This window comes from Micromonospora salmantinae (genome assembly GCF_022230905.1).
Taxonomy (GTDB): Bacteria; Actinomycetota; Actinomycetes; order Mycobacteriales; family Micromonosporaceae; genus Micromonospora; species Micromonospora salmantinae.
This window is the reverse complement of sequence record NZ_JAKKFG010000040.1, coordinates 122,161-143,823: the sequence shown is the minus strand read 5'-3', so window position 1 is coordinate 143,823 and position 21,663 is coordinate 122,161. Positions and strand designations below refer to the sequence as shown.

The following is a 21,663-nucleotide window of genomic DNA, read 5'->3' as shown; positions in this document are numbered from 1 at the left end:
CGTGGACGTTACCCCGGAGGCTGCCAGCGTGGCCCAGTCCCCTCGCGCGGCGTCGATCTCCCTGGAGGGCATCCAGAAGCGCTACCCGAACGGCACCGAAGCTGTCCGGGACCTCAGCCTGGAGGTCCGGGCCGGCGAGCTGGTGGTGCTGATCGGCCCGTCCGGCTGCGGCAAGTCGACGGTGCTGCGGATGATCAATCGCCTGATCGAACCGACCGCCGGTCGCATCACGCTCGGCGACGAGGACGTCACGAACGTCGACCCGGTGCGACTGCGCCGTCGAATCGGATACGTGATCCAGAACGTCGGTCTCTTTCCACACCAGACCGTGCGAGCCAACGTGGCCACCGTGCCGGGCCTGCTCCGCTGGCCCAAGGGCCAGACCCGGGCCCGGGTCGACGAGCTGCTCGACCTGGTCGGGCTGGACCCGGCGGAGTTCGGCGGGCGCTACCCGCACGAGCTGTCGGGTGGCCAGCGGCAGCGGGTCGGGGTGGCTCGCGCGCTCGCCGCCGACCCGGTGGTGCTGTTGATGGACGAGCCGTTCTCGGCCGTCGACCCGATCGTCCGGGCCCGCCTGCAGGAGGAGTTCCTGCGCCTCCAGGCCGAGGTGCGCAAGACGATCGTGCTGGTCACCCACGACCTCGACGAGGCCGTTCGGCTCGGTGACCGGATCGCGGTCCTCTCCGAGGGCGGGCACCTGGAGCAGTACGACACTCCGGCCGCACTGCTCGGCGCACCCGCCACTGCGTTCGTACGCGAGTTCGTCGGCGCCGACCGGGGCATCCGCCGGTTGGCGGTCACCCCGCTCGACCGGGAGGCGCTGGAGCCGGTGCCCGAGGACGCCGCACCGGACCTGCCCACCGTCGCTGTCGACGGCTCGGCGTACGACGCGTTGGCGGTCCTGCTCACCTCGGGCCGGGACCGGCTCCTCGTGACCGACGCCGGCCAGCCGGTGGGCGCGCTCAGCCGACAGCGCCTCCTCGACCTCGGCCGCCCGACCAGCTGACCCCCTGGCCGGGGCAGGTACGACCGTCGCGCCCGGCCTGGCCTCGGTCGGGTCAGGCGCGACCGCCGAGGCTGGCGATGCCGATGATCCACCCGGTGAGGAAGCCGTAACCGGCACCGGTGCTGGCGTCCTGTAGGGCCCCCAGCAGTGACGGTGCCGGGCCGAGCAGCGCCGCCAACACGGCGGCCAGCCCGCCAGCCAGCACGTACGCGGCCCAGCCGGAGAAGAACTGGCTGACCGGGCCGGGCACCCGGGCGACCTGAGCGGCGGGCAACAGGTAGAGCAGCGCCACCGCGAGGACCACCAGCAGCACGGCTCGCAGGTCGGCGGCGAACAACCCGCCGGCCTGCCCGTCCGCGTCGAGCCGCCAGGCTGGCCAGGCGAGCAGGCGCGCGTAGAACGCCCCGCCCGACTCCGGGTCGGTCAGTGTGACGGCCCAGCCGGTGTACGCCGGACTGCCGCAGATCCCGACCAACAGCAACACGGCGAGCGCGCCGGTGCCGGCGGCCGTGCCGTAGCGGCTGACCGGGCCGGAACGGTGGATGAGCGACGCGATCCGCCCAGGCCCCGAACCGGTGGCTCGGACGGACCTGGGCTGCCCCGAGCGGCTCAGTGCTTCATCAGGTAGTCGATGAAGGCGGCCCGCAGCAGCGGCGCCGACTCCTCGTAGCCGTGACCGGTCAGCTCCCGCCACAGCGCGTTGGCCTCGTCGATCGTCGGGCCGATCGAGTTCGGGGCGCCATCCAGCACCGTGGCCTCGTCCGCGTTCGGCAGGTGGCGCAGCACCGACCAGAAGAAGCCCACGTCCCGATGCTCCCGGGCCCGGGCGAACGCCCGCTCCCGCAGCTCCTCGGTGGACAGCGCGTCAAGCTCCTCGAACGAGGTTCCGCCCGGGGTGGCGGCAGGTGAGTCGGTCATGTCGCCGAGCCTAACGGTCGAGATCAGCTCCGGCTCGGCGGACGCGACGCGGCTCACCGCTCGTCGGTGTCCCACCGTCGCGGGCTGTCCTCCCACCGCGGATCCCGCCACGGGTCGATCGGTTGCGGCGCGGCCTGCGTCGGCAGCGTGGGAGGCCAGTTGTCGACGGACTGCGGCTGCGGCGTGGTCCAGCCCGAGCTGATCGTGCCGTCGCCGACCGGCTCGACCCGCTCAGGGCTGCCCGCTCGGGGCCGCCCGAGCGTCTCGACCAGCCGGGTGGCCAGCAGGCCGACGCCGAGCGCCGCCCCGCCGACCACCCAGTTGCTCAGCGTCCAGCCGCGCTCCGGCGCGTACACCTGAAAGACCGTGACCAGGCCGACCGCCAACAGCGTGCCGAACACACCGCCCCGGCGGCCGTACGCGCTGGTGCCGGCGAGCACTGCCACGCCGATGGCCAGCACCGTCCAGTCCAGCCCCGAGGTGGGCGCCACCGGCCCGGGGTCGTTGGCGGCGAGCAGGATGCCGGCCAGAGCGGCCAACACCGTGGAGACGACCAACGCGACGGCGGTCACCACGGCGGCCACCGCGCCCCGCCGACGGGCCGGGTCGGCGATCGGTCGGTACCGGCCGACGAGCCGGCGGATCGCCCGGATCGCGCCGAACAGCCCACCCAGGACGGCCACCGCGGCGAAGCCGGCGAAGAGGTAACCGGCGCTGCCGGTGGGGTCGTAGTCGCCCTGCACCAGCACGGGCGCCGATCGACGTTCGATGTACACCACCACGGCGGCGGCGCCGGCCAGGCTGGCGGCCCAGCCCGGCACGTGCAGCACCACCACGGCCAGCGCCAGCGCCAGTCCCCCCACCGCGGCGACCGCCACAGCCGGGCCGAGGGACGCCGGCAGGCCCCGGTCACCCTGCTCGGCGTAGTGCAGGGCTGCCGCTACCGCGATCGGGCCGACTGCCAGGTTCGGCGCGGCCGTCCGCAGGCTCAGCCCGGCGGCCAGGGCGAGCAACCCCAGCCCGACCGCGTCGATCAGCAGCGTGCGCAGGTTGCCGTCGCGCACCGCGGCCGGATCCTCCCGCCAGAGCAGCCAGCTCACGGCGGCCAGCCCGGCCAGCAGCAGCAGCTCCCACCCCAGGTGTACGCCGATCCGATCCCGGCCGGGCTCACCGTGGGTGGGATCGTCGAAGACGTTGTCCAGGACAGCGGCCGGCACCCCCGACGAGGGTTCGGCCGACCGGTCCCGGCCCGCTTCTTCGTACCCCATGACGCCGCCTCCCCAGTGGCCGACCGTCCCCAGTCCGGCGCACGGACGGACCCTGGGTGGCCCTTGCTCTCCGATCGCAGGCACCGTACCCGCGACCGCAGCCGGGCGTAACCCCCTGCTCAGCGCTGGCCGGGGCGGTTCTCCCGAGGGTCCTGCTCGCGCTCGTCGTCGGGGCGTTCCGGCACCCGGCAGGAGCGTTCCAACCAGAGCGCGGCGCCGACCAGCGCCAGCGAGGCGAGCAGGCCCCCGACGGCGGCCGGTCGATCGTCCAGGGCGGCACGGGTGGTCTCCACGAAGAGCCAGCCGGTGAGCCCCGCGTAGAAGCCCGCGAAGATCGCGGCGGCCAGCGCCGACGCCTTGGCCAACACCACGAAGCGGGCGACCAACAGCGGATTGACCGGCTCCCGACCCGGCTTGCGCTCGATCCGGCCCCGGGTGTTGACGGCGGCGTACGCCTCCAGCACGGCGAGCCCGGCCAGCGTCACCACCGGCAGCCAGGGCAGCCGGGGAATGCCGCTGTAGTAGAGGGTGCTGATCAGCAGCCAGGCCACCGCCGCCGCAGCCAGGCCGGCCACGACCAGGGTCGAGATCCGGGTGGGGCCCATCCGCGACCCGTCCGGGCCCGACCCGCGGGGTGGGGGCTTCGCCTGCGTCATGCCGGCCGGTTCCGCTCGGTCATGCCGTCGACTCTAACGCCAACTCCGGCCGGGGACGCAGTTCCAACGCGTCGTCCGCCGCCGGGCCGGTGGTCAGCAGGTCGGTCAGCCAGCCGTGACCGGGCAGCCGACCGTACGGCTGGATGTCGATCCACGGACGCAGCACGAAGGCGCGCAGGTGCGCCCGGGGGTGCGGCAGGGTCAGCTCCTCCTCGTCGCTGAGCACCGGCTCGTCGTCGTCGCCCCAGACCGCGATCACGTCCACGTCGAGGGTGCGCGGCCCGAACCGCCGCTGCGGGTCGCGGACCCGGCCGGCCGCGCGCTCCGCGTCGCGGGCCCGCTCCAGCCAGTCGCGCGGGGTCGCGCTCTCGTCCTGCACGAGGACCACCGCGTTGAGGTACGCGGGCTGATCGGTGTCGCCCCACGGTGGAGTCTCGTACACCCCGGAGAGCACGAACACCGCGTCGCCGAGGGTGGCGACGGCCGTGCGCAGGTGCTCCAGGCGGTCGCCCAGGTTGCTGCCGAGCGAGAGGACCGCCCGGGTCACCGGGTACGCGCCCGGGTCATGGTGACGGCCACGTCGGTGAAGGTGTGCGGCACCGGAGCCTCCGGCTTGTGCACGGTGATCGTCGCCGCGTCGACCCGAACGTCTACCAGGCAGACCGCGAGGAGCCGGTCCGCGAGGGTCTCGATCAGGTTGACCGGCTCGCCGGTCACCACCGCCACCAGGCGTTCGGCCAGCTCGCCGTAGTGCACTGTTGCGGTGACGTCGTCGCTGGCCGCGGCCGGGCCGAGGTCCAACTCCAGGACAGCGTCGACCACGAAGTCCTGCCCCTGTTCGCGCTCGAAGTCGTACACCCCGTGCCGACCGCGCGCCCGCAGGCCGGTCAGCTGGATCCGGTCCGCCGTCATCGCCGTACCTCCTGCTCGTGATCGTCTTGCGTCCGCTTGCTGTCGTGCGGCGGCACGGCCAGGCGGGGGCTGCCGGTCGCCGCCCAGACGGCGAGCGCGTCGGCGGTGGCCTGCACGTCGTGCACGCGTACGCCCCAGGCGCCCGCGGCGACCGCCAGCACACTGGTGGCCACTGTGGCCGCCTCCCGCTGGGCGGTCGGTCGCGGCGTGCCGTCCGCGGCGGCGAGCAACCCACCGAGGTACGACTTGCGGCTCGCGCCGAAGAGCAGCGGGTAGCCGAGATCCAGCAACTCCGGCAGGCGGGCGCTGAGTTCCCAGTTGTGCGCGGCCGTCTTGGCGAAGCCGAGCCCGGGGTCGACGATGAGGCGGTCGGCCGCCACCCCGGCGGCCAGCGCAGTGTCGATCCGTTGGGCCAACTCGGCCCGGACGTCGGCCACCACGTCGGTGTAGGTGGCCAACTCGCGCATGGCACGGGAGTGCCCACGCCAGTGCATCAGCACCCAGGGGCAGTTCGCGTCGCGGACCACCCGGGCCATGTCCGGGTCGGCCAGGCCACCGGAGACGTCGTTGACCACCGCCGCGCCGGCGGCCAGGGCGGCCTCCGCGACCCGCGCGCGGCTGGTGTCGACGCTGACCGCCACGCCGGCGGCGGTCAGCTCGCGGATGACCGGCAACACCCGCTCGGCCTCGGTCGCGGCGTCGATCCGCTCGGCGCCCGGACGGGTCGACTCGCCACCGATGTCGACCAGGTGCGCACCGGCGTCGCGTAGACGGACGCCGTGTCCGACGGCGGCGTCCAGGTCGGCGTACCGTCCGCCGTCGGAGAAGGAGTCCGGTGTGACGTTGAGGACGCCCATCACCACCGGGCCCGAAGCCCGCACCAGATCGGTCACGACTAGACGGTACCGGTCGCGGCGGCGGCGCCCAGCGACCCGGGTAGGCCCCGCACCACTGCCCCTGACGTGCCGATTAGAACAGGTGTACGATCGGTCATCCGGGCAGTATCGGGCAGCCCCTTCGCGGCTTGTCGCAATCCGGGGCGGCCCGTACGCTTTGGAATTGGCCAGCATCGAGATGGCGAAGCTTGGAGGGAGGGCCGAAGCGGGGGAAAACCGCCCAAACCTCGCCACCCTCCGTGGTGAGTAACGAACACAGGGTCAAGAACGCCATGCCCTGTGGAGCACTTTTCCCGCCAGGCTTGCCTATTGCACCGCCGCGGCACCGCCGGCCGCGCTATGGGGAGGTTCCAGTGATCGCCTTCGAGCTCATGGAGACGGCGTCGTCCGGCGTCGCCCACGCGCTCTCCACCCTGGCGTCGGCTCCACTCGCGGAGCCGGCACCGAAGGGGATCGACACCAACAGTGTCGTCACCTTCTTCGCCAGCAAGATCGCGCCGATCCTGCTTGCCGTCCTGGGCGTCATCTTCATCGGCCGTGCCAGCCGAGGCGAGATCTCCAAGGTGCTGACCAGCTCCGCGATCGCCATCGTCGGGCTCGCCTTCATCGCGGGCGCGGCAACACTCTTCTTCGTCGGCGATTACCTGATCGACCTGATCTTCGAATAGGCGCTTCACCAGATGCGGCTGCGCACCGACGACGACATCTACCGGGCCCGCCTGGTCTACCTCGGGCCGCCCGGTTACACCCTTCCGGTCCACCTGCCCTACGCCCAGTACGGGCTCTTCATGCTGCTGGTCCCCCTCTACATGTTCATCCACTGGCTGTTCACGTTGACGGTCGAGCTCTTCCCAGCCTGGGAGATCGCGCTCGCCATCGTGACCACGTCGTTCATCTTCCGGCACGTCGACCCCGATCGGCCGGCGCGGGTGGTCATCCGCACCGCGCTGACCGACTGGCGACGCACCCGGGAGCCGGCGGTCGAGCAGCGCGATCCGCGCCTGGTCGGCAGCCGGATCAGGATTAGGGAGGAGCTGGCATGACCGGACGTACGTCGAACGGTCCTTCGCAGGACGCGGGCAGGGGTCTGCCGACACTCGCCGAGGCGGTCGCATGAGCCGCTCCTCCACGCCGGGCTCCCCGGCCGGCCGCCCGGGCGCGCCGGCAGGTCACCGTGCGCACTCGTTCGACTACACCGAGGACGAGGGCGAGGTTGCCCTCGACCCCGCGCTGGTGACGTCGCCCGGCCATGGTGCCGTCGGCGTCTTCCAGGCACCCCGGCCGGTCCCTCGCCGGACGCCACCGGCCGAGCCCACCGCCGTGTCGGCCGGCGAGAACGCCGACATCGACTCCCCCTTCCTGGACCTCTTCGGCGGCGGGGGGCGACCCACCTCGCCACGAGCCGTCACCGCCGGCCCCAGCACCCGCGAGCAGCCGGCGATCCCGCATCAGCCGCCACCCACCGCCAGCCCGGCGCCACCCCGCGCGGTTCCCGAGCTCGAGCCACCGTGGACGCCGGCCGACCCGCCCGGCAACGGTGGCCGACCCGTCGAGCCACGACACGGTGGCGGCCACCCGGCCAGCGAGTCCCGGGTGCCGCACCAGGCCGGCGATCGACGACCGATGCTGCGTCCGCCGGACGAGCCCTACCCGGCCACCGGCGGCGGGTCGCCGTCGGCGACCACCGGTTCCGTCCGCCGAGCCGCCAACACCGTGCCGGGCAGCCGCCCCACAGCGACGTCGCCGGCCCGACCGGCGGCTCAGGCGCCGCCCCAGCCGGCGGTCGCTGCCGGCCGGGCCACGGCTCCGTCGGAGCAGCCGGCCATGATCACGGCTGCGGATCGGCCAGCTCTCGAACGTACGGCGCGCCGGGCCACCGAAGCGGATCGGCCCAGGAGCACCGGCACCGCGGCCACCGGCAAGGAGATCGCCGCACCCCGACAGCGCACGGCGAGCCGACCGGACCGACCGATCAAGCCGACCCGGGTTCGCGCTCCGAAGATCAAATTCGGGGATCGGGATCCGTCTGTCGAGCTGGCCATCACCGAGATCGCCGGCCACCTGACCTTCACGCCGAACACCGTCACCGCCTGGTACTGGCTGCCCGAGGTCCGCTGGGCGTTCCGGCCGGACGCCGAGCGCGAGGCGCTGCTGTCGGCGATCTCCGAGCAGTACGCCGGCCTGGCCGGCTTCCGACTGCACCTGCGCCGCACCACCCGGCCGTTCCCCGCCGACGAGTGGGCGCGCACCATCGACACGCACACCTCGGCGCCACTGCCCGACGTCCCCGGCACCACCGGCTGGGCCGACCACCTGGTCGCCGCCCAACGCCACCTGATGGCGGTCAACCACGCCGAGGGCCAGACCTACCTGGGTGTCACCTTCGCCCGGCGTTCCCTCGGCGACTCCCTCACCGAGCGGCTGCTGCGCACCTTCGGCCGGGGCACCGCCGATGGGGAACGCCGCAAGCTGGGCCGCACCGTGGAACAGTTCGACGAGGTGCTCGGGGCGTTCGGCATGCGCGGCCGGCGGGTCACCGCCCAGGAACTGGAATGGCTGCTCTACCGCTCGGTGGCGCTGTGCATGTCGCCGCCGAGCACCCTCTCCCCCGTCACCGACGGGCGCTGGGAGCGCGGCGACCTGCTCGCCATGACCGAGCAGGTCGAGCGCTACCGCACCCCGTACGGCTCGACGGTCAAGCTGGTCAACCGGATGACCGGCGAGGAGCGGCACGTGGCAGTGCTCGCGGTCGGCCGGATGGAGCCGCTGGAGATCCCGGAACGACACGAGCCCTGGCTGCACTTCCACGAGCGACTGCCGTGGCCGATGGAAATCTCCACCCGCGTCGACATCCTCGGCTCCGGCGACTCCTTCCGCAATCTCGAACACCGGCTGCGGATGATCCGCTCGCAACAGCTCGACTACGCCGAACACGGCATCGACGCGCCCCCGGAGCTGGAGCGACTGGCCAAGCGCGCCCTGGTGATCGGCGACGAGATGACCACCGGCCTGCCGGTCGACTCGGCCCGTGCGCACGGCTGGCACCGGATCGCGGTCGGCGGCCGGACCAGGGAGGAATGCCTGGAGCGGGCCCGCCGGCTCATCCAGCTCTACTCCCGAGAGCTACGCATCTCGCTGCAGCACCCGAAGAACCAGGACTGGCTGGCCCGCGAGTTCATCCCCGGCGAGCCGATCGCCAACACCGGCTACGTGCGCCGCATGCCGGTGCCGTTGCTCGCCGCCGCGCTCCCCCAGGCCGCATCCAACGTCGGCGACCGGCGGGGCGACCTGATCGGCCGAACCGCCGGCACCTGCCGCCGCCCGGTCTTCCTCGATCTGCACTTCCCCATGGAGGTCCGGGAACGCTCCGGGCTCGCGGTCTTCGTCGCCGAACCGGGCGGTGGCAAGTCCACACTGCTCGGCGCCCTGGGCTACCTGGCCGCCCGCCGAGGTGTCCAGGTGACCCTGCTCGACCCGTCCGGCCCGTTGGCCCGCCTCTGCGCGATGCCCGAGCTGCGGCCGTACTCCCGGGTGTTGAACCTGACCGGCTCGGAGCACGGCACCCTGGCGCCCTACTCGCTCATCCCGACGCCGCTGCGCTCCGAGTTCGGCACCGGGGCCGCCGGCGACCGGGAATTCGAGATCGCGGTCTCCAACGCCCGAGCCGAGCGGCGGATGCTGGTCCAGGACATCTGCATGATGCTCGTCCCGCCGCAGGTCGCCAGGGAGGCGTCGACCGCCACCCTCTTCCGGCACGCGGTCCGCCAGGTCCCCGCCGAGGAGACCTCCACCCTTGACGACGTGGTGAGCTGCCTCGGGCGGCTCGACGACGACGCCGGCAAGGAACTGGCCAACCTCCTGCTGGACACCGCCGAGATGCCACTGGCCATGCTCTTCTTCGGCCGACCGCCGGAAGGGCTGCTCGGTGCCGACGCGGCACTCACCGTGATCACCATGGCCGGGCTACGGTTGCCCGACCTCAAGATCGAACGCGAGTACTGGTCGGCCGAGGAAGCACTGGCCCTGCCGATGCTGCACACCGCGCACCGGCTCGCCGTCCGGCGCTGCTACGGCGGCTCGATGTCGTCCCGCAAACTCGTCGGCCTCGACGAGGCGCACTTCATGGAAGGCTGGCGGTCCGGGCGCTCCTTCCTGGTCCGACTCGCCCGCGACTCCCGCAAGTGGAACCTGGCCGCACTGGTCGCCTCCCAGAACCCCAAAGACATCCTCGGCCTCGACGTGCAGAACCTCGTCTCCACCGTCTTCGTCGGTCGCATCGCCGAGGACGCCGAGATCGCCTCCGAAGCGCTACGGCTGTTGCGGGTGCCGGTGAACGACGGGTACGAAGCCACCCTCGCCTCGCTCTCCGCCGCCGACACCAGCTCGTCCAGCCGGCTCGGCTTCCGCGAGTTCGTGATGCGCGACGTCGACGGCCGGGTGCAGAAGGTTCGCGTCGACGTCTCGTACGTCGAAGGGCTGCTGGACCACCTCGACACGACGCCCGCCGCGATCGCCGCGGCGGCCGGAGTCCTGCCGAGCATCCCCCTGCCGGATCTGGAGGCGTGACATGGCTAGGGCCTGGGCAAGGACTGCGTCGTTCCTGCTCGCCCTTGGCGTACTGGCCGGGGCCACCCTCACCTGGCCGCTGATCGGTGCAGAGGCCGCAGCCGCCGCACCGCCCGCCGCCCAGGCCCGCGCCGACCTCTGCACGACCGCCGAATGGCAGGCCGACTTCCGCGCCTGCGTAGCGAAGCTAGAAGCGGTCGCCGACGACCAGGTCACCTGCCGCAACGCACCAACCCCGGGTACGCCTGACTCCGGGCTCGCCGGCTGGTTCGCCGCCGCGCCGCCGACGGAGGCTGCGAATGGAGTAGCTGGTCGGTACAGCCTCTATGGCTACGGGGGTTATAGCTACACCACCTACGACGTCGGTGGTTGCGCCTCAAGTGTGCTCCATCCGGACTACAAGTTCACCACGACGATCGCCAATGGCGAGTTCATGGCCGCCACCGCGATCATCGGCGCATCAAATGCGCTCAGAGAGCGCGCCTGGGACCCCGGTTCGATGTGGGGTTGGGCTGACCCGCTTGTCGAACAGGCGACCAAGGCCGTGTACCAGAAGGTGTTCAGCGTCTTCGGAATCGTCACCCTGTGTGTGGTGGGACTGTACCTACTCTGGCGGTCCCGCCAGTCAGACATGAGCAACGCGATGACCACCGCGGGCTGGGCACTGCTGGTGATGGTCGCGGTCACGGCGCTGGCCGCGTGGCCGGTCAAGTCAGCGAACATCGCGGACGGCGCACTTGTCACCAGCCTCGGAGTGGTGCATGACGCCGTTGGGCCGCAGGCGAAGGAGCCGGACCCGGGGCGGTGCATCGATCCTGCCCGCTGCAAGGACCTACGCGCCCCTGCCGTCCGCGCAAGCGACACCGCTACCGAGACGATGCTCTACCGGAACTGGCTTCGGGGCGTATTAGGTTCAGCAGAAAGCGAGACCGCGCTCAAATACGGCCCCGCACTTTACGATGCAAAGTCTCTGACGTGGGGCGAGGCCAAGTCGATGCGCGCCAGCTCCGCGGCCCGAGACGCGACGATCAAGGCAAAGCAGCAGCAGTGGGCCCGGGTGGCACAGCAGATCAAGACCGAAGACCCAGAGGCATACGAATACCTCCAGGGTGTACGCGATATGGACCGCGTCGGTGCAGGGTTCATCGCCGTGCTCGCGGCCTTACTCTTCGCCATGTTCGACCTGACCGCGTCCCTACTGGTCCTGCTGGGTTTCCTGATCTTCCGATGGGCGGTGATCGCGGCACCCATCCTGGGCACCATCGGTCTACTGCGGCCGGCCAGCGCCGGTCTGCGACGGTTGGCGAACGCCGTGGTCGCCGCGCTGTTCAACATCGCCATCTTCGGCACCGGGGCAGCCATCTACCTGTTCGCCGTCGATCTGATCATGAGTACCCCCACCATGCCGGGTTGGCTTCAGGTGGTGCTGGTCTGGCTCTGCGGGGTGGTCGGATGGCTGCTGCTGCGGCCGTACCGGCGGATCACCCAACTCGGTGGCAAGGACAGCAGCGAAGCGGTCGGTTCCGCCGGGTCCTGGCATCGCCGGTTCTTCCGCGACATGCGGACCGCCGCTCGCCTGGACGTAGCCGAGCCGGGCGGCACCGCCGAGCCGGTGGGCGGACGTCGACTGTCGCCCGATGCAACCCAGACCCGGCTACGTCCCGAGGCGCGGCGGGAGGACCCGGCCCCGGTGCCGACCGCAGTGGCCGACGGCCGGCGCGCGGACGCGGTACGCCCCGACGGTCGAGAGCGGCCCGAAGAGGCCCCGGCGGAGGAGGGCAGGGGTCGGAGCCGCAAGACCGCCCCGCAGCCCCGACGCCGACAGCCAGCGACCTGGACCGAGCCGGACGTTCCGGCTGAGAATCCGTCGTTCGTTGTCTACCGCCCGGGCTCCACCGAGCGTGTACCGGATCGCACCGGACCTCGGGTGCGCTCAGAGGCGAGGTGACGGTCATGCGACGGGCGTTGGAATTCCTCTTCACCCGGGCGCTGCGGTCCCGGCTGGGCGTTGCGCTCGTGATCGGGGTGGTGGTCGTCGGTGTGCTCGGGGCGGCCAGGCTGATCTCCAACCCGGGAGACTCAGCCGATGGGTTGAGTAGCCGTCCGGATGGGCCGATCATCACCGTGGACCCGACGGCTGGCGACGACGGTCTGCTCAACAGCGCGGCTCCGCCGTCACCAGTGACGTCGCCCGGCGCCCGCACGCCCGAACAGACCGCCGACCGCTTCGCCAAGGCCTGGCTGGGCCGTCCCGGGATGACCACCGAAGAGTGGCAGGCTGGTCTGCGGCCACTTTCCACACCGGGGTTGAGGGAGAAGTTGACCGGTGCCGAGCCCGAGAGCGTGCCGGCCGAGAAGGTCACTGGTCCTCCAACCATGCGGGAGCGGACCGAAACGTTCGTCGAGTTGCTGCTCCCCCTTGATGCCGGCGGGCTCCGGTTGGAGCTGGTCACCTCCGACGATGGTTGGCTGGTCGACGTTCTGGACTGGGAGCGGCCGTGAGCGACGTTGGTAGCGCCAAAATCCGCCGCGGTCCCCTCCGGCTCGGTGTGGTCGCCGCGGTGCTCACCGGGATGTTGCTTCTGCTCTGCTGCACCGGCGGCACCGCGGCGTTCTTCCTCACCGGGCTCGGAGGCGACGACGCCGAGAACGGCGACATCATGGCGGGCATGGAGTGCGGGCCGGGCCGAGCGGTCAACATCGCGGGCAAGCTGCCGCGATTCGCCCAGTACGGCGACAGCCAGGTCCGCAATGCCGCGATCATCATCAAGGTCGGCCAGGACATGGGCGTGCCTTCGCGAGGTTGGGTGGTCGCCCTCGCCACAGCTATGCAGGAGTCCGCCCTACGCAACCTGGCGAACAGCGGCGTAGCCGAGTCCCTGGCTCTGCCGCACGAGGGCGTTGGCGCGGACCACGACTCGCTGGGCCTGTTCCAGCAGCGGCCGGGTTGGGGCAGTGTCGCCGAGCGGTTGAACCCCGCGTACGCGGCCCGCAAGTTCTACGAGAAGCTCGTGAAGGTGGGGAGCTGGCAACAACGACCGCTGACCGTGGTCGCGCAGCGAGTCCAGGTCAGCGCATACCCGGACGCGTACGCCAAGCACGAAGAAATAGCCAGCCGGATCGTGGACGCGCTGGCCGGCGGCGCGGCCCGCACCGTCGAGATCAACGGCAAGGCGGTGTGCAACGCGGCCGAGCGCGGCCAGATCGCTGCCTCCGGTTGGACCGCACCGATCCCTGGCGGAGTCGGCTCCGGTTTCCGCACCGCCAGCCGGCCCAGCCACAACGGAGTCGACATCGGCGCGGCAAAGGGCACCGAGATTCGCGCGGCAGCGACCGGTCGAGTGTTGGTTTCGACCTGCGACGAGGACCGCCGCCTGCGGCAGGACTGCAACGTGGACGGCTTCCCCGGCAAGGGAGGCTGCGGCTGGTTCGTCGACCTGCTGCACGCCGGTGGCTACATCACCCGGTACTGCCACATGGTGGTTCAGCCCTTCGTCAAGAAGAATCAGATCGTGACGGCCGGTCAGGTGATCGGCAAGGTCGGCAGCAGTGGTAACTCCTCCGGCCCGCACCTGCATTTCGAGGTTCACCTGCAGAACAACCGCAACGCCTCCGGCGCGGTGAACCCGGTCCCGTTCATGCGCGAGCGGGGTGCCCCGCTGCGCGCCGCTGAGTGAGGCCACCACGGGTATGACCGGACCGTTACCCGACCCGTTCGCCGACCAGCCGGACTGGGCACCGCAGCCGCCGAGACCGCTGGCGATCGTCCCCGCGACCGAGCGGGTCGAGCTACGCGGTCGACGGGTGCTGGTCGGGCTACCCGGGATGGGTTGGCGCGGGGACCTGCGCGCGGACGACCGGGTGGTGCAGAGCGCCCGGACCTACGTTCCGGTGATCCCCGAGCACGAGTGGTACCGGGCCGAAGCCGACCAGGTCGAGGTGTTCGCGCCGCTGGTGCCGGTGGAGCGGGTCTGGGTGGAAACCGTCGGCAGCCGTCCGGAAGTTGACGACGCCCGGGACAACGGCATCCGGTTGGTTTCGCTGGACGGACCGGCACACCGGACCCCCACACCGGTCTTCGAAGCGGACGCGGTCACCGGTCGGCGGGTGGTGCACGTCGAGGGCGGCCTGGAGCACCGCGACCTTCGAGCGGTCACCGAAACCTACTCGGGTGCCGAAGGCGACATCTGCGTGCGAGTCACACCCGAGGTGGAGTGGTACCGCTGGGCCTGGCGCGGCCAGTCACCCACCACGCTGGAGGTCCCGGTTCACCTCCTGTGGATCGAATGAGAGTCAACTAATCCTGGAGCCGGCACATACACGCCATCCTTCGCGGTTGTTCAAATCGAACTGCCACGTGTCCGCCAAGCTCTGATGGATTCCATCAATTGAGGCACTCCGCCGGATGACAGCGATCACGGTGGCTTCGGTGCCGGCAGTCTCAGTCACGACAACGTCTTCGATGTTGATCGAAAAGGAGACTCCCAGTTCTTGCTCCCTGCGGGCAACCTCCGCAGCGAACTCATCGACCGAGGGAACTGCACCATGGCAGGTGAACAACTTCGCTCGGTTCGGGTCACCGGAGACGAGCGTCGCCTGAAGGTAATTGATCACCGCGACGTCTGGCGTGCTGCGGTCGGGCGTTGAGGCGCGGTTGTACCAAACCAGGGCGGTGGCGACCCCGCCGAGGCAGAGCAGCGCGAGCACGCCCGCGACGACAGTGAGCACCGTCCGCATTCGACGGCGTGGCGGCTGCGGTGCCGGCGGTGCCGGGGCGGGCGGCAGCTGCTCCGACGGTGTCCGCTGGGCCGGTACGCGGGAGACCTGGGAACCGGCGGGGGGCTGCACTGATTCCACCTCCTGAAGTTATCGGCTGGACGCTCCGGAGCCAATGCCTCAGATCCAGCGGATCGTGACGGACCCCTCCCCACCGGTGAGATCCACGACAACACCGTCGCAGCGCCGAGGCACCTCCCGGAGGAGGACCGTCGGCTGGGATACCGTCTCTGCTTGGGGAGGGGTTGCCAACCTCGGGTAGAGGGGGTGGACGCGGTGGCCGGTCCGAAGGCTCGCACGAACCGCGCCGCAGCCCTGCACCGTCGGGCGGCGGCCGTCGCGACAGCGGCTGCCGGCATCCTGGACGAGATGCGGCCGGCTCCGGCCGATCAGCGCCGCCAGTACGAGGTGGCCGATCGGTTACGGACAGCTGCGGCCCTGCTGGCACCGGGCTGGTCGGGCGCGGCACTGAGCTCGCTCACCGTGGACTCGCCGGCGGGTGATGGTCCGCCGCCGTTCGTTCGGGTCGGTACTGCGGCGCCGTTGGACGACGCTCGTTTCCCCGCGTTGGTGCCACTTGTCGGCACCGGTCACCTGAGCGTGGACGCTGACGCGCGGGAGCCGCGGGTGGCGGGTTTGCTCCGGGCCGTACTTTTGCGGTTGTTGGGTGCGGCACCGGCGGGTGCCCTGCTGATTCGCGCGGTGGATGCCACCGGCGCGGTGCTGACGCCGTTCGGGGCGCTGGCGGATGCTGGCCTGTTGCCGCCGCCGGCGGTGGACGTGGCGGGTCTGCGCGCGGTGCTGATCGAGGCGGAGCAGTGGGTGACGCCGGGGGCGAGTGGGCGACGCCGTCACGATCGGACGCTGTTGCTGGTGGTGGCCGCGCTGCCGGAGTCGACCGGCCCGACCGATCTGGCGCGCATCGAGACGTTGGCCGAGCAGGGGCCGGCCGCTGGGCTGCACCTGGTGGTGGCGGGTTGGCCGCCCGCCGGCCCGTACTCGGCCCGGGCACCACTGCCGCACACCACTTCGCTGGCGCTGCGGAATGCGTACGCGCTGCTCGGCGATCCGCCGGGGGCGTCGTTCGCGGGGCCGGGTGCCGATCCGCCGGGCGGGTTGAACTCGCCGGTCTTCGTCGAGTCGGACCCGCCGGCCGAGCTGGTCGACGCGGTCTGTCGGCGGCTCGCCGAGCAGGTGGAGGCGGGTTCCCGGTTGGCGTTGGGTGCTCTGCTGCCGCCGACGGGCGAGCGACTGTGGGAATCGGATTCGGCCGACGGGCTGACCACTACCGTCGGCGACGCCGGGGGCCGGTCGGTGCCGCTGGGCTTCACCGAGTTGACCCCGCACTGGCTGGTGAGTGGCCGGTCTGCGGCCGGCCGGGCGGCGTTCCTGACCACCGCGCTACTCGGCCTGGCCGCCCGGTACGGCCCGGACGACCTGGCGTTCTACCTGACGGATCTCGGCGACGGCGAGTCCTTCGTGGAGTTCTTGCAGACCGAGCGGGACCGGTCGTGGGTTCCGCAGGTGCGCGCGGCAGCGATGGCCGCCGACCGGGAGTACGTCCGGGATCTGCTGGACGAGTTGACGGCCGAGGTCCAGCGCCGCACGGAGGCGGGCGTTCGGGCCGGGGGGCAACGCTTCGCGGAGCTGCGTCAGCACCAGCCGCTGCCCCGGATCGTCTGTGTGGTGGACAATGTGCCGCTGCTCTTCGCCGAGCGGGACCGGCTGGCCGCCGAGGTGGCCGCGCAGTTGGACGGGCTGGCCCGGGCGGGTCGGGCGTACGGCGTGCACCTGGTCCTGGCGGGGGCGGGCGAGTTGGGGCTGAGTGCGCGCGCGGATGCTGGTCATCGGGATTCGGTGCTTGGGCAGTTTCCGGTACGGGTGGCGCTGCCGGGTGGCAGTCCGGTGTTGGAGCCGACGAACGACTCGGCCGCCGGTCTACCGGTGGGCAGTGCGGTGGTGAACACGGCCGGCGGGCTCGGCGGCCCACGGGGTGCGATCCGGGGTCACGAACGGTTGATTCGTCACCCGGACCCGCAGGATCATCCGGAGGTCGTGGAGAAGCTGCGGCACGAGTTGTGGGAAGCCCGTCCGGCCGGGTCGGTGCCGCCGGTGGTCTTCGCGGGTTACGCCCGGCCGATGCTGGCCAACGATCCGCGCCACCGGGCGGCCCTGGCGGGACAGGCGCACGGACCGGCCGCCCTGTTGGGCCGGGCGGTGGATGTGGCCCGCTCGACGGTGGCCGTGCCGTTGGGGCCGGCGGCCGGGCGAAACCTCGCGGTGCTGGGGTCGGGCGCCGCGGCGGGCGGGCTGTTGGCGACGGCGGCGCGGAGCACGTCGGCTCACCACACTCCGGGCAGTGCCCGCTTCCTGGTGTCGGCACCGGATCCGGGCGCCCGGGCCTTGGCGGAGGCGTTGACGGCCGATCTGGCGACCCGGCATTCGGCCGAGTTGGTGGATCTGCCGAGGCTGCTCGCGGACGCGGCCGAGGACCTGCCGACGTACCTTGTGGTCTTCGGGTTGGACCGGCCGGGTCCTCGGGAGCTTCCGGTGGACCGGCTGCGGTCGATCCTGCGGGACGGGCCGCCGGCGGGGCGGCATCTGTTGGGCTGGTGGCGTGCGGTGCCGCCGTTCGCCGCGTTGTTCGAGCCGGCGGGCGAGGTCGACAAGCTGGCGGCGGTGGCCGTGCTGGACGTGCCGGTCGCGCAGCTCACTGCGGTCTTCGGTCGGCAGGTCGAGTGGCAGGTGCGCTCCGACCGGGCGGTGCTCTGGGACGGCCCGGACGAGCGGGGCACCGTCCTGGTGCCGTTCGCCGACGAGGCCGGCTGATCGGGTGGCGCGGGTGGAGGGTGTCGGGGTGGATCCGATCGCGACGGTGACCGGGCCGGGGCGGCAGCGGGCAGCTGCGGCGACCGGGGACGCGACGCCGCGGGCGGTCGAGCCCAGCGCTGCCTGGACGGAGTATCTTGCGGCCGCCCGCCAGTTGGACGGGGTACGCCGGGGCGCGGCTACAGCTGCCGGTGAGCAGGCCCGGTCGGCGGAGGCCGCCCGGGAGGAGTTGACGGTGGTCCGTACCGGGCTGGCGAGTCAGCAGGAACGGCTGCGCGAGTTGGCCGTACCGGCGATCTCCCTGGTGCCGTCGCCGCCGGAGCTGACCGAGGCGGCCCGGTCGATGGCGGGTGGCCCGGCGGCCGTTTTGGCGGCGCTGCGGACGGCGCGTGGTTGGGCCGAGGCGGCGGACGCTGCGCTGGCCGCGCGCCGCCGGTTCCGGCCCGGGTCCTGGCCCGCGCGGGCGCGCAACCTCCTGGTGTACGGGCCGTTCGCGCTGCTGGTGCCACTGATCCAGGTCGTGGTTCTGGCCACGACGGGGGTGGGACCGGCCACTGTGGCGGCGTTGATCTGCGGGCTGCCGATGCCGGCGGTCGCGTTCGTCGCCGGTTGGATCGGCATTGGCCGGTTGTTCCGGGTCAGCCCCACCGAGCGGCTGGACCGTACGGTGCGTTTCGGCGCGCTGGTGTGCCTGGTGCCGGCGGTGCTGGCCACGGCCGGCCTGCTGTTGGCGCTGCTCGCCGGCTGACCCGTCGGGCCGGAAGGCCGTCCGGCCGGAACGACGCCGAGCGGGTGGGGGAAACGCAACGGCCGGCCGTCCCGGATGGGTGTCGGCCGGCCGTGGTGCGTCGGGGTGTCAGCGGGGGATGATCAGCGCCATCGCCTCGGCCCGCGACTTGGAGTCCGACTGCAGGATGCCGCGTACGGCCGACGTGATGGTCTTGGCACCGGATTTCTGGATGCCGCGCATCGCCATGCACATGTGTTCGCATTCGAGCACGACGACGACGCCGCGTGGTGCGAGTTTGCTCATCAGCAGGTCGGCGACCTGCGACGTGAGCCGTTCCTGCACCTGCGGACGACGGGCGAAGACCTCGACGAGTCGGGCCAACTTGGACAGGCCGGTGATCCGCCCGTCGGGGCCCGGGATGTAGCCGATGTGCGCGCTGCCCCGGAAGGGCAGCAGGTGGTGCTCACAGAGGCTCATCACGTCGATGTCCCGGACGATGACCAGCTCTTCGTGGTTGGCCTCGAAGGTGGTGCTGAGCACCTTGGCCGGGTCGACCCGCAGGCCGGCGAAGAGTTCGGCGTACGCACGGGCGACCCGGGCCGGGGTCTGCTGGAGTCCGTCGCGGTCCGGGTCCTCGCCGACCGCGATCAGGATCTCGCGGACGGCTTTCTCGATCCGGCCGAGGTCGACCGCGTCCTCGACGGGGCGGCCGGTCAGTTTGCCGCTGATCAGCCGCGCGGCCACGTAGTCCAGCTCGTCGTCGCCGTCGGGTCGTTGCTCAGTGCGTGCCGTCCGAGTTGTTGGACGGCGCGACGCCGCCGACCGACGCCTGCGCGCCGTCGGCCTGGGCCTGCGCCTTGAGCTTGTCCTTCTCCGCAGGGGTGAGCACGGGCGGCTCGGTGGAGGGCTGGCGCTTGCCGAAGCCGTTGTACGGCGCCAGCGGCGGGCGCTTGACCACCCGGGAGCAGATCCGCGCCATGTCGGCCGTGGAGAGGGTTTCCTTCTCCATCAGCTCGAGCACGATGTTGTCCAGGACGTCCCGGTATTCCACCAGGATCTCCCAGGCCTCGTCGTGCGCCAGCTCGACCAGTGCCCGCATCTCGCCGTCGATCTCGGCGGCCACCGAGTCCGAGTAGTCCCGCTCGTGGCCCATGTTGCGGCCGAGGAACGGCTCGTCCCCGCTGGTGCCGTACTTGATCGCGCCGAGCTTGGAGCTCATGCCGTACTGGGTGATCATCGCGCGGGCCAGTTGGGTGGCCTTCTCGATGTCGTTGCCGGCGCCGGTGGTCGGCTCGTGGAAGACCAGTTCCTCGGCGGCGCGACCGCCCAGCGCGTACGCCAGGGTGTCGATCATTTCGGCGCGGGTCTGGGTGTACTTGTCTTCGGTCGGGAGCACCAGGGTGTGGCCCAGCGAGCGGCCACGGGACAGGATCGTCACCTTGTGCACCGGCGCGGCGTGCGGCAGCGCCCAGGCGACCAGAGCGTGACCACCCTCGTGGTACGCGGTGATCTTCTTTTCGTTGTCGCTCATGACGCGGGTCCGCCGCTGCGGACCGGCGACCACCCGGTCGATCGACTCTTCCAGCGAGTCGTTGCTGATCGCCCGCTGCTCCTTGCGAGCGGTGAGCAGGGCCGACTCGTTGATCACATTGGCCAGGTCGGCGCCGCTGAAGCCCGGCGTACGGCGGGCCACCGCGTCGAGGTCGACGTCGGGCGTGAACGGCTTGCCCTTGGCGTGCACCCGCAGGATGGCCTTGCGGCCCTCCATGTCGGGGGCGTCCACCGGGATCTGCCGGTCGAACCGGCCCGGGCGCAGCAGCGCCGGGTCGAGGATGTCCGGCCGGTTGGTGGCCGCGATCAGGATGACTCCGCCCTTGGTGTCGAAGCCGTCCATCTCGACGAGCAGCTGGTTGAGCGTCTGCTCCCGCTCGTCGTGGCCGCCGCCCATGCCGGCGCCACGGTGCCGGCCGACGGCGTCGATCTCGTCGACGAAGACGATCGCCGGGGCGTTGGTCTTGGCCTGCTCGAACAGGTCACGGACCCGGCTGGCGCCGACGCCGACGAACATCTCCACGAAGTCGGAGCCGGAGATGGAGTAGAAGGGCACGCCGGCCTCGCCGGCGACCGCGCGGGCCAGCAGCGTCTTGCCGGTGCCGGGCGGGCCGAACAGCAGCACGCCCTTCGGGATCTTGGCGCCCAGGGCCTGGTACTTGGCCGGGTTCTGCAGGAAGTCCTTGATCTCGTACAGCTCTTCGACGGCCTCCTCGGCACCCGCGACGTCCGCGAAGGTCGTCTTCGGAGTGTCCTTGGTGATCATCTTGGCCTTGGACTTGCCGAAGTTGAGCACCCGGGAGCCGCCGCCCTGCATCTGCGACATGAAGAACAGCAGCAGGAGCACGAGCAGCGCGATCGGCAGCAGGTTGACCAGCAGGCTCACCCAGATGCTGTCCGAGGAGACCTTGGCGTCGGCCGGGCCGGTGACCCGGTTGTTCGCCTTGGCGTCCAGCACCTCGTTCCAGATCTCGTCGCCGACCTGGTACGGGAACTGGGCCTCGATCTTGTTGGTCTCGGTCTTGCCGAACTTGGTCTTCTGGGCCAGGTCCAGCTGGAGCGTCTGCTCCTTGTCCTGGAAGACCACCTTGTTGATCTTGGCGGTGTGCAGTTGATCGAGCGCAACGGAAGTGTCCACGCGGTGGTAGCTGGGACCACTGGTGAACAGCTGACTGAGCACAACGGCGCCGAGGATGACCAGGATGATCCAGACCACCGGTCGGCGGAAGAAACGCGTACGTTCCATACTGTTGTCGAGCGCCGGGGCGCCCGCATCCTCCTGATCGACGTCCTGACCGTCTGATGGTGTCGCCGCGTTGAGCGGCGGCCGGGGCCGCCGTGCGGGCCAGCCTCGACCCCGAGGCGCGAAAACTACCGCGCCGCGGTCATTCGACGGTACACCGTGCACGCGAGGAGTGAGCTTGCGAGCCCCGCAGTCGTGCACCATCAAAGACCGCGTACGGGTGGAAGCCGGCGTGGCGGGGAGTCCGGCTCGGCCACCCGAGCGCCCGGTCACGCGATCGAGAGGGTCGAGCGCGGAGAAACCTCCGGGCCA

The 21,663-nt window shown here is 71.5% G+C and carries 20 protein-coding genes; 10 read left to right on the top strand and 10 right to left on the bottom strand.

Going from position 1 to position 21,663, the window contains the following annotated elements; translation table 11 throughout:
- The first annotated feature begins 1 nt into the window (after position 1).
- A complete protein-coding gene (locus PSH03_RS23480) occupies positions 2–1,006 on the top strand; it encodes an ABC transporter ATP-binding protein (RefSeq protein WP_210780818.1) in 1,005 nt (334 codons plus the stop codon).
- A 52-nt stretch (positions 1,007–1,058) separates the two neighbouring features.
- Here the strand turns inward: PSH03_RS23480 and PSH03_RS23475 are convergent, their stop codons facing one another.
- The 7 genes from PSH03_RS23475 to folP form a co-directional block, all read right to left on the bottom strand.
- Positions 1,059–1,490: a hypothetical protein gene (locus PSH03_RS23475; RefSeq protein WP_307850426.1), complete on the bottom strand. Its 432-nt coding sequence runs from the start codon at positions 1,488–1,490 to the stop codon at positions 1,059–1,061.
- A 125-nt stretch (positions 1,491–1,615) separates the two neighbouring features.
- The gene (locus PSH03_RS23470; RefSeq protein WP_091403607.1) at positions 1,616–1,924 is read right to left on the bottom strand and encodes a hypothetical protein; all 309 of its coding nucleotides are present in this window, start codon (positions 1,922–1,924) and stop codon (positions 1,616–1,618) included.
- Positions 1,925–1,977: 53 nt separating this feature from the next.
- Positions 1,978–3,192: an ABC transporter permease gene (locus PSH03_RS23465; RefSeq protein ID WP_210780817.1), complete on the bottom strand. Its 1,215-nt coding sequence runs from the start codon at positions 3,190–3,192 to the stop codon at positions 1,978–1,980.
- Between the two features lie 119 nt (positions 3,193–3,311).
- Positions 3,312–3,848 (bottom strand): DUF3180 domain-containing protein, encoded by a 537-nt coding sequence (locus PSH03_RS23460; protein ID WP_238690428.1) that lies wholly within the window; start codon positions 3,846–3,848, stop codon positions 3,312–3,314.
- Positions 3,849–3,867: 19 nt separating this feature from the next.
- On the bottom strand, positions 3,868–4,395 hold the full coding sequence (gene folK, locus PSH03_RS23455) for a 2-amino-4-hydroxy-6-hydroxymethyldihydropteridine diphosphokinase (RefSeq protein ID WP_238690427.1): 528 nt from the start codon (positions 4,393–4,395) through the stop codon (positions 3,868–3,870).
- The gene (gene folB / locus PSH03_RS23450; RefSeq protein WP_238690426.1) at positions 4,392–4,760 is read right to left on the bottom strand and encodes a dihydroneopterin aldolase; all 369 of its coding nucleotides are present in this window, start codon (positions 4,758–4,760) and stop codon (positions 4,392–4,394) included. The genes folK and folB overlap by 4 nt, the downstream gene beginning before the upstream one ends.
- Positions 4,757–5,653 carry a dihydropteroate synthase gene (gene folP, locus PSH03_RS23445; protein ID WP_238690425.1) on the bottom strand — a complete coding sequence of 299 codons (897 nt, stop codon included), beginning with the start codon at positions 5,651–5,653 and terminating at the stop codon, positions 4,757–4,759. The genes folB and folP overlap by 4 nt, the downstream gene beginning before the upstream one ends.
- A 356-nt stretch (positions 5,654–6,009) precedes the next feature.
- Here folP and PSH03_RS23440 point away from each other — a divergent pair, with 356 nt between their 5' ends.
- The 7 genes from PSH03_RS23440 to PSH03_RS23410 all read left to right on the top strand — a co-directional run bounded on the left by PSH03_RS23440 (position 6,010) and on the right by PSH03_RS23410 (position 14,512).
- Positions 6,010–6,324 (top strand): hypothetical protein, encoded by a 315-nt coding sequence (locus PSH03_RS23440; RefSeq protein WP_030327982.1) that lies wholly within the window; start codon positions 6,010–6,012, stop codon positions 6,322–6,324.
- 12 nt (positions 6,325–6,336) lie between these two features.
- A complete protein-coding gene (locus tag PSH03_RS23435; RefSeq protein ID WP_053654782.1) occupies positions 6,337–6,699 on the top strand; it encodes a hypothetical protein in 363 nt (120 codons plus the stop codon).
- A gap of 70 nt (positions 6,700–6,769) precedes the next feature.
- Positions 6,770–10,222: an ATP-binding protein gene (locus tag PSH03_RS23430; protein WP_238690424.1), complete on the top strand. Its 3,453-nt coding sequence runs from the start codon at positions 6,770–6,772 to the stop codon at positions 10,220–10,222.
- Position 10,223: 1 nt separating this feature from the next.
- Positions 10,224–12,170, top strand: a complete 1,947-nt coding sequence (locus PSH03_RS23425; protein ID WP_238690423.1) for an MFS transporter — start codon at positions 10,224–10,226, stop codon at positions 12,168–12,170.
- Entirely contained in the window at positions 12,167–12,724 is a 558-nt protein-coding gene (locus PSH03_RS23420) for a hypothetical protein (protein WP_238687038.1), read from the top strand. Before PSH03_RS23425 ends, PSH03_RS23420 begins: the two co-directional genes overlap by 4 nt.
- A 71-nt stretch (positions 12,725–12,795) precedes the next feature.
- Entirely contained in the window at positions 12,796–13,899 is a 1,104-nt protein-coding gene (locus tag PSH03_RS23415) for a M23 family metallopeptidase (protein ID WP_255751058.1), read from the top strand.
- A gap of 13 nt (positions 13,900–13,912) precedes the next feature.
- Positions 13,913–14,512 carry a hypothetical protein gene (locus PSH03_RS23410; protein ID WP_238687040.1) on the top strand — a complete coding sequence of 200 codons (600 nt, stop codon included), beginning with the start codon at positions 13,913–13,915 and terminating at the stop codon, positions 14,510–14,512.
- 3 nt (positions 14,513–14,515) lie between these two features.
- Here PSH03_RS23410 and PSH03_RS23405 read toward each other — a convergent pair whose 3' ends face one another.
- Entirely contained in the window at positions 14,516–14,950 is a 435-nt protein-coding gene (locus tag PSH03_RS23405; RefSeq protein ID WP_372494845.1) for a hypothetical protein, read from the bottom strand.
- A 315-nt stretch (positions 14,951–15,265) separates the two neighbouring features.
- On the opposite strand from PSH03_RS23405, the gene PSH03_RS23400 reads away from it, so the two are divergent.
- Together PSH03_RS23400 and PSH03_RS23395 are read left to right on the top strand one after the other, a co-directional pair.
- Positions 15,266–17,827 (top strand): FtsK/SpoIIIE domain-containing protein, encoded by a 2,562-nt coding sequence (locus PSH03_RS23400; protein WP_238690420.1) that lies wholly within the window; start codon positions 15,266–15,268, stop codon positions 17,825–17,827.
- Between the two features lie 28 nt (positions 17,828–17,855).
- Positions 17,856–18,575, top strand: coding sequence for a hypothetical protein (locus PSH03_RS23395; protein ID WP_210780806.1), 720 nt, complete (start codon positions 17,856–17,858; stop codon positions 18,573–18,575).
- Positions 18,576–18,683: 108 nt separating this feature from the next.
- Here the strand turns inward: PSH03_RS23395 and folE are convergent, their stop codons facing one another.
- On the bottom strand, positions 18,684–19,301 hold the full coding sequence (gene folE, locus PSH03_RS23390; protein WP_238690419.1) for a GTP cyclohydrolase I FolE: 618 nt from the start codon (positions 19,299–19,301) through the stop codon (positions 18,684–18,686).
- 34 nt (positions 19,302–19,335) lie between these two features.
- The gene (gene ftsH, locus PSH03_RS23385) at positions 19,336–21,354 is read right to left on the bottom strand and encodes an ATP-dependent zinc metalloprotease FtsH (protein ID WP_210780805.1); all 2,019 of its coding nucleotides are present in this window, start codon (positions 21,352–21,354) and stop codon (positions 19,336–19,338) included.
- Positions 21,355–21,663: the final 309 nt, after the last annotated feature.